A 9,137-nucleotide genomic window follows, 5' to 3' on the forward strand; every position below is an offset into this window, starting at 1 on the left:
ATCCTTCAAATTAACAGTAAATGACTTCTCACCAGCCTCAATATCCAAGATCTCAACATACTCACCATCAACATAATAACCAATAGAAGCATAATAATCGAAATCAATATCATCAAACTCAGCAACGAAATCAATACTATAATCCTCACCAAGAGTATAATTAACCACAGTCTCATTAGGAGTAACCACATAAACAGCAGCTTTAGGGATAACTTCAAATGTTAAATCCCCTACAACATCTGTATAACTAACATTAATTACTTCATTTCCAGTATTATCTGCAGCGTATGTTGTAGTTGCTTTATTGTCAGTCATTGTAATGGTTGAATCACCTAAAGTGTTTTCTAAGTCAGAAGTTAAATCAAAACTAATTGAAGGCATTACATCATCTAATGCAGTTAAAGTAGAGCCGTCAGTAGTTGATTTGAATTCGAAGTCTAAATTGTAATTATTGCCAACAGGAACTATTTCATTATCAATAGATGCGTCAACAACTACCCAATTATCAAAGGTAGGTATTCTATCACCAAGAGAAGGTTTTTCTTGTGTACCCCAGAAGTTATAATTAATATTTCCTTTAGGATTTAATCCTGAGAACAAATTAGCAGTTGCAGTATTATCAAGGATATTATTATAATTCATAATCAGTGAAGCTTGACCAACATAAACCAAGTTAGATCCAGCATGATTGTCTATAATATTACTGTGAAGAACAGTTAAATTAGCATGATATCCGTAAAGCATACGATTAATTCCAGATGATGCATTATTGTTTCTGATAGTACAGTTATCAATAGTTACTGAAATAGCATCAGTAGCATCATTAGAATCAGTGCTTGCATAGACTACATATCCATTAGCATTATTGCCAGCACTAATATTTTCAATTGTGACATTGGATAAACTAAATTCAACACCATTAGTTCTTATTTCAAAGAATAATCCACCTTTTGATTTAGTTAAAGATACATTTCCTCTACCAGTAATTGATACTGATTTAGTTATGGCATAAGATGATGCAGTACTGTAAGCACCTTCCAATATAACAATTTTGTTTCTTGAATCAGATACTTCAGTTAATGCTTTTGAAAGTGTAGCGTAAGGAGCACTTTCAGATCCATCACCAGAATTATCATTACCTGTTGAATTTGAAACAAATATTGTGTCTCCTAAATCCTTAATGACAGAAACAGGAACAGTAGTTTCATTAATTGCATAAGTTTCATTATCTCCAGCAGTGACTGTAATGATTGCATTGCCTGCACCAACAGCAGTTACAACACCATCATCATCAACGGTTACAACTGATTCGTTGCTTGATTTGAATATGGCAGCACCCGCTTCGTTAGGAGTAACAGTTGCAGTAATAGTTTCGCTACCACCTACAATTAAATTTAATTCAACAGGTTCAACAGCCAAATTAGTCTCTTTTTTATTTACAGACACAGCAACAGTAGTAGTGTTTACAGCATAAGTGACACCATCACCAGCAGTGACAGTAATAATAGCACTACCAGCACCAACAGCAACAACATTACCTTCAGCATCAACAGTCACAACAGATTCATTATCAGATGAGAAAGTAGGAGCCAAATCACCCGGTTCAACAGTAGCAACAATAGAATCGCTACCACCAACAGTTAAATCTAATTCACTAGGACCAACAGTTAAGTTAGTTTTGATAATTTCATTTACAATATTCAATGTGAATTTGTTGAATGTATGGTTTTTACTGTCCATAGCATATTCTAACGCATCCACATCAGGTGCAAAGTAAGCTTCATAAGTTCCGCTTACATCATCATATCCATACCAACTCATATCATCATATATGGCTTTGAAATCAAATGAAACAGATTGGTTCCAGGTTGAACTGAGTTGATATTTTGTTCCATCAATATAAATATACATTGGTTCTGAACCAGACCATTCCATATCATCAGGATATTTAATATCATAGTCAACAGTGAAACTGATATTCTTATTGCTTCCTGCAACATAATCCACTTTGTTATCGCTTGGAGTTGTTATGTAATAACCATCAGCAGGAGCTTTAACATTTACAGTCACGTCCACTGATTTTACAGCATAAGTAACATCATCACCAGCAGTTACAGTAAGCTTTACAGTACCTGCAGAAACACCCTGAATCAAACCAGTAGTTTCATTATAAATAGCAACTGATTCATCATCAATTTCATATTTTAATGTATCTAAAGCAGCTAAAGGAGTTACAGAAGTAGCAACCTCAGCTGTATAATTTACATAGACATCAATATCACCAGTACCATAAAAAGTTACTTCAGCCAATTTTACTTCAACATTGATGATTTTATAAGAAGCTTCATAAGTATCATCACCAGCATATGATGCATTAATGGTTGTGGTACCTGCTTTTAAAGCTTTGAAGTCACTACCATCATAACTAATAACAGTATCATTATCAATATCATAATTAATGGTATCTACGATTGAACTGCCATCATGCTGAATGTCAATATCCCAAGTATATCCAACCCATACTGTTTTACCAACTTCAACAGAAATGTCTTCACAAACAATTTCAGTATGAAGCTTATTAACTGTCACATTAATAACAGTTGAGTTGATAGCATGAATTCCATCTTCAACAGTTTTAATTGTAATAGTTGTGTTTCCTCCTTTAATACCGGTTACTAAACCAGTATTTTCATCAACAGTTGCGATTTCAGGATTTGCACTTTCGTAAGTTACACCAATGCCAACTGGATTAATTGTAGGAGTAATGGTTGTTGTTCCATGAACATCAACAGCAACATCACTTGCACTAACTGATGCATCAGCTAAAGCAACAGAAACATCAATGGTTTTATCTTCAGCAGCAGCATATTTATCATATCCTCCATAGGAAACAGTAATAACTGCATTACCTTTAGCATAAGCAACAATCTTACCATCTTCAACTTTTGCAACAGAATCATTATTCGAAGAGAAAGTTAAAGCACCTGCAGCAGCAGGATTCAAACTAGCACCAACATCAACACTTTCTTCAACTTTTAAGGAAACTGTTGGATTAGCAATCTCAATAGTAGTTGCTATTTTGGAAACAGTAACAGTAATTGATGTAGTGTTGTCAGCATAAACGCCATTACCATTAATAGTAAGAGTTACAGTAGTAGAACCTTCTTTAATACCAGTTACTACACCAGCATCACTGACAGAAATGAATTCTTCATCAAATCCGCTATAAGATACAGTTAAATCTTTATCACCAGGAACAATTGTTGCGACAATGTTTTTATTTTCATCAATATCGACATTAATATTTTCAGCACTGACTGAAGCATCATTTAGATTAACAGTAACACTGATAGTTTTATCTTCAGCAGCAGCATATTTATTATCTCCACCATAGGAAACAGTAATAACTGCATTACCTTTAGCATAAGCAACAATCTTACCATCTTCAACTTTTGCAACAGAATCATTATTCGAAGAGAAAGTTAAAGCACCTGCAGCAGCAGGATCCAAACTAGCACCAACATCTTGTTTATCATTTACATTTAATGAGATTGCATCCTCAACAATGTTGATTGAAGTAGTTATTTTAGAAACAGTTACAATGAAGTTTTTAGTTTCAACAGCATAAGTTTGTCCATCACCTGCAGTCACAGTAATATTAGCAGTACCTTCACCAACAGCAGTGATAAGACCAGTATTAGAATCAACAGAAGCAACATTAGTATCATTACTGCTGTAAGTTACACCAGCACCAGAAACAACACTAACATTAGCCGCAAGATTATAAGTATCACCAATTTCAATTGTAGCACTAGTCGGGTTTACAGTTAACTCAGAGTCAATTAAATTAGTTTCTCTAGTAATAGTTACGCTTGATTTTTGGTTGTCTACGGTTGCATTAACAACATAAGTTCCGTCAGCATCAGCAGAAAATACAGAAGTCAAACCAACATCACCATCAGTTTCAGTTAAAGTACCATTAGTAGTTAATTTAACAGCCCTAACAGGCAATTTATCAATATCTGCTGTATTTCCATCACTCCAAACAAAAGCAGTAACAATATCAGAAGTTTCACTACCAGAAATTTCAGTAGGATTAGCAGTTAAATTAAATTTAGCATATATTGTAGGTTGAGGGAATGAAGAAGAAATTTCCTTAGTCAAATCCACATCATTATAACCCCACCAATTATTATTTAAATCAATATTTTTATTAGAACCTGCAGAAATACCAGTATCATTATTACTTTTTAAATTACTGCTAGAACCAGTATTATATTTAGCAGTATTATTAATAAAAGCATTATAATTAATTAAAGCTGTAGTAGATGTACTTTTACCTGTATTAATATATAAAGCTCCACCTTTACCAGTAGCAGAATTATTTTCAAAAACACAACCAGTTATCTCTAAATTAGCAACATTAGGTGAAGTACTCATATAAAAATTATCCACTCTTACAGCACCACCATAATAACTAGAAGTAGAACTAGTCGCAGCAGCAGGATTTTCTAATTTATTATTAATAAATATAGAATCTGTAATTTTTGTATTAGCTAATGTATAAATTGCTCCAGCATGATTAGTAGCAACATTCTCAATAAACTCACAACCATCAATAGACAAATTATTTAATGGATAACCAGAAGATTTACCTCTATTTATATAAATAGCACCTCCTGCTGGAGCTTTATTATTCATAAATTTCACATCAGATAATGTTAAATTTACAATAACAAATGAAGTAATACCAGTACCCACTTTAATAGCCCCACCATAATAATTTGGATCAGAAGTTCCAGTTCCAGAAACTTTACCATTTTCTAAAGTTAAACTAGAAATAGAAATTCCAATATTGGATTCAGTAACTTCAAAAATACGACCACTACCCTGAGCATCAATAATCACATCATCCATACCAGAACCAATTATTGTAACATTCTTAGTAATAGACAAACCAGATTCAAGATAAGTTCCACTAGCAATATGAATAGTAGCACCATCTGCACTATTAGCTAATGCATCGGCAATTTTATTGTACGGAGCAGTATCACTACCTGTTCCACCATCAGGAGCAGTTATATCTACATAAACGTCCCCAGATTCACTTAACACATCACTAGTATCCGCAGTTGCAGACACAGTGGCATTCGCATCATCCACAGATGAAGCTACAACTGCATCATCCGCAGAGCCAATTACACTTCCATCATCATCCACATCACTTGCAAATGACATTGGAATCAATAAAAGCATCAATAATACCATAAATATCAGCATTACGTGCTTATTTAATTTTAACGACATAATTTTTATTTCCTCCATAAAAATAATAAATACGAAATGAAAATTAATTCATAACACTTTTATGTATATTAGTCAATTATATATAATATTTATGAAATTAATTAATACATTAAAAAACTATGAAAATATATAAAAAAAAGAATAAAATTTAGTAATTATTTAAAAATAAATAAAAAAATTACTATAAATAATAAAATAAAGGATATGTAACTATATTAATAAAGAAAAGAAAAAAATAAAAAAAAGGATTAAAATATCACTAATTAATTGTAATTGTATTAGCAATATTTAAATTATTATATGTCGAAGTAATGATATATTTTCCAGGCAATAAATTAATATTCAGCTTTGCAAGACCATCATCATCAGTCAGGCGGTCATAGAACACTCCATTAACATTGAAAGTCACGTTCTGACCGGAATACGGATTGCCCTGACCGTCCAACAGAGTGGCCTTGAACTGGGTTCCGTCACGATATGACATTGAAATATCGCTGGCGTTCAGTATTGGAAGAACTGTGATGTTGTTGGACACCATATTTCCGCCATACATTGCCGTTATCACGTATTTGCCCGGGGCCAGGTTAATGTTTAGTTTGGCAAATCCGTTTTCATCGGTTGTGCGCACATACATCACTCCGTTGATATTGAATGTCACGTTTTCACCGGCACCGACAGGATTTCCGTCATCACCTATGAGCTGAACGTAATATTGGGAATCGTTTCTGAAGTATTTAACCAGATCACTGTTTTTGGTAATTTTCGGAAGAACTGTTATGTTGTTTGATGACATTTCGCCTGTGACAGGGTTTGTTGCGGTTATTATGTAGCTTCCCTGATTGAGATTTATGTTTAAGTGGGCAAGGCCGTTTTGTGAAACGCTTCTAACATAAATCACTCCGTTGATGTTGAATTTCACTTCACTTCCGTTTTCAAGATACTTTCCGGATGTGTCCCTGAATGTTGCATAGTACTGTGTTGTGTTTCTGAATACTTTAACCACATCGCTTCCGTTTACCGTTGGTAAAACAGTGATGGCAGCGGTTGCATTTGAGCTTAAGTAATGTTCAAGCTGGGAGTTATATGTAACTTTAACGTCGTATTTTCCTGAGTTGAGGTTTATGGCGATTGAAGCCTTTCCGCTTGCATCGGTGGTCCTGTTGTAGGCCACGTCATTAATTGAAATTTCAACACTCTGATTTATCAGGGGATTACCTGACTCATCTTTCAGATAAGCCTCAAATCTTGTTCCGTCATGATAGTACATTTCTATATCGTCTGCTGTTATCTGCGTTTTGACATCGGACTGTATAGTAAAGCTTTGAATTTCATTATCTAAAATAACTGTCATATTGCACAAATCGAACACATATTCCTTATTCAATTCAACATCTTCAGCTGTTGAGTTTATTTCGATTTTTCCAAAAAGATTTGGAATTTGTGATGCAACATCTGTAGTGTTTACCCAGTAAAGGGCGGTTTTTAAGATGTTATTGTCATTGATTATCTTCAATACTCCATAAACTGCAGGTTTAGGGCATGTTACGATATCATCCCATCCCGGACTGTTTGTACCCCACCAGTTATTGTTCAAATCAACCTGGCCGGTTTTTAAAACGCAGCTGTCATCAAGGAGTTTGCAGTATGATATGTTGGCTACACCCTCTTCGATTTCCAGATCATCACCCATGATTGCCTTGTTGGATTCGAATGTTGATTTTGTGACGTTCAGTCCGGTACTTACCATGTTTCCGCCGCCGATAAATATTGCTCCTCCGTAGCCTCCCTCATTGCCTCTGAAGGTTGAGTTTATGATTTCAAGCTTTGATGCCCAGACATAAATCGCTCCACCGTAGTTGTCATTTCCAAGTGCGGAATTTCGGATGAAGGTTGAGTTTATAATGGAGAACCGGTTTCCCTGTCCTTTGACTGCACCGCCGTTTCTGGCAGCGGTGTTGTTTATGAATGTTGAGTTGATAATAGTCGCATTAGCTACATTGGAAACGGCTCCACCGTCTCTTCCGAATGCGTCATTGGCTATAAATAGGCAGTCCTTCACAACCATATTTCCGCTGTTGTCGATTGCGGCTGCGGAACGTGCCGAATTGTTTATGAAAACTGAATTTTCAACATAGAGATTGGCATTGTTGACCACTGCTGCTCCGAATGATGTTGAATATGCATTGATGAAAGTCAGATTAATTAAATTCACGTTAGCGTTCGTATTATTTACATTAAAAATGATTGATTCGTATTTTCCGTCAAGCACTGATGAACCTTCACCAAGTATCGTGACTGATTTAGTTATATTTATTTTTCCCTGAGCATATGTTCCGTTCTTTAAAATTATGGTATTTTTATCATCTCCCACTTCATCCAAGGCTTTTGTGATGTTATAATAGGGATGTGAGATGCTTCCGTCCCCGCTGTCATCGCCGTCGCATGAGACGTATATCGTGTCATTGTTTGCTGATGCTATAGGCATTATCATACATATTGCGAATACAAACAATGCAAATATCAGCAATTTCTTATTTTTTATCATGATTTTCCTCCAAATACAATATGAAAAAATAGTATCATTGATAAAAATTTATAAAACTAATGATATTTAAAAGTAGTTAAAAAAAGAAAAAAAGGATTAGGTTTAAACATCTGAATATAATAAACCTAATGCTCTGTTTGAATATAACAGGATAAATGGATAAACAACTAATGCAGTAATAATAATTCCAACATAAGGAATAGCTGTAATTAAAGCACCGATGAGTCCAATTACGCATGCTATAAGCCATAAAACAATTAAAAATGCAATCAATCTTAAAATACCGATTTCTTTCATGTCTGAAAATATTTCACCAAAGCTGAATGCTTCACCTAATGAATCATATTTGGCTAATCTGCATTGAGCAATTGTTTGGAAAAGACCGAATATGATGAATAGGATTAATGCAATGATAGCTGTAATTGCAATTCCAGCGAATAAGGAATCCCATACGCTTGATGGTACTGTGCTGAAGATAACAGTTACATCAGCATTAGGACCTATTCTAGCTAATTTTTCACTTGAAAACATTTCAGAAAGTGCCGGCATGATAGATACGAATCCAATAATACCGCAAATGATGGTTGGAATAAGCATATAAACAAATGATACAACAAATAATTTTATTCCATCAACAAAGTTTTTAACCCAGTCAAATACAGGAATTTCATCATCCAATTCAATTCCATTTTTCAAAACACTAAGTGCATAACCTGATAAAAGAAATGAAATTAATATTGTTATTATGCTCCACACCAAAGTAAATGTTGAGTTATCAACTCCGAATTGTGCAAGTACAAAAACGAGAGCAGATAATAAAATAAATACACCAACAATTAACAGAGCCTTATAATCGGATATTGGATATTTTAAAGCATCTCTAAAGATTTCGCCAAATTCCATATTTATACACCTTCAATTTTATTACTCAAAAACGAGTACATTAATATTGTTTAAAATAAGTAGTATATAAATTACATAGGTATTTTTAGAATGCTAATGCCAATATTACAACAAAAAATCGCAATATTGGAGAATCATCAGCATATTATGGAATTTTGACAAAGTCAATATTTAACTTCGTCATGTAATAATTGAAATCGCATAATATTTATAATTAACTAAGAGTTAACTGGACTTTATTATTAAGAGGAATACTCATTACTCCATAAATCATTAATTTTCTTATTTTTCTAATTTTACTTGATTTCTCGCCCCCATAGTGGAAATTACGACTTTTTCGCCACTTAAATTTTAAAAAATAAATATGAATTTCTTCTATTTA

The 9,137-nt window shown here is 33.9% G+C and carries 3 protein-coding genes; all 3 read right to left on the reverse strand.

Features of this window, described 5'->3' with window-relative positions; all coding sequences use genetic code 11:
* On the reverse strand, nt 1–5,307 hold a 5,307-nt coding region (locus IJQ68_RS04085; RefSeq protein WP_292797289.1), incomplete at its 3' end, for an Ig-like domain-containing protein.
* Nucleotides 5,308–5,566: 259 nt separating this feature from the next.
* Nucleotides 5,567–7,852 carry a hypothetical protein gene (locus IJQ68_RS04090; protein ID WP_292797291.1) on the reverse strand — a complete coding sequence of 762 codons (2,286 nt, stop codon included), beginning with the start codon at nt 7,850–7,852 and terminating at the stop codon, nt 5,567–5,569.
* Between the two features lie 102 nt (nt 7,853–7,954).
* Entirely contained in the window at nt 7,955–8,755 is an 801-nt protein-coding gene (locus tag IJQ68_RS04095; RefSeq protein ID WP_292797293.1) for a DUF4013 domain-containing protein, read from the reverse strand.
* Nucleotides 8,756–9,137 lie beyond the last annotated feature (382 nt).

This window comes from Methanobrevibacter sp. (assembly GCF_017447225.1).
GTDB lineage: Archaea > Methanobacteriota > Methanobacteria > Methanobacteriales > Methanobacteriaceae > Methanocatella.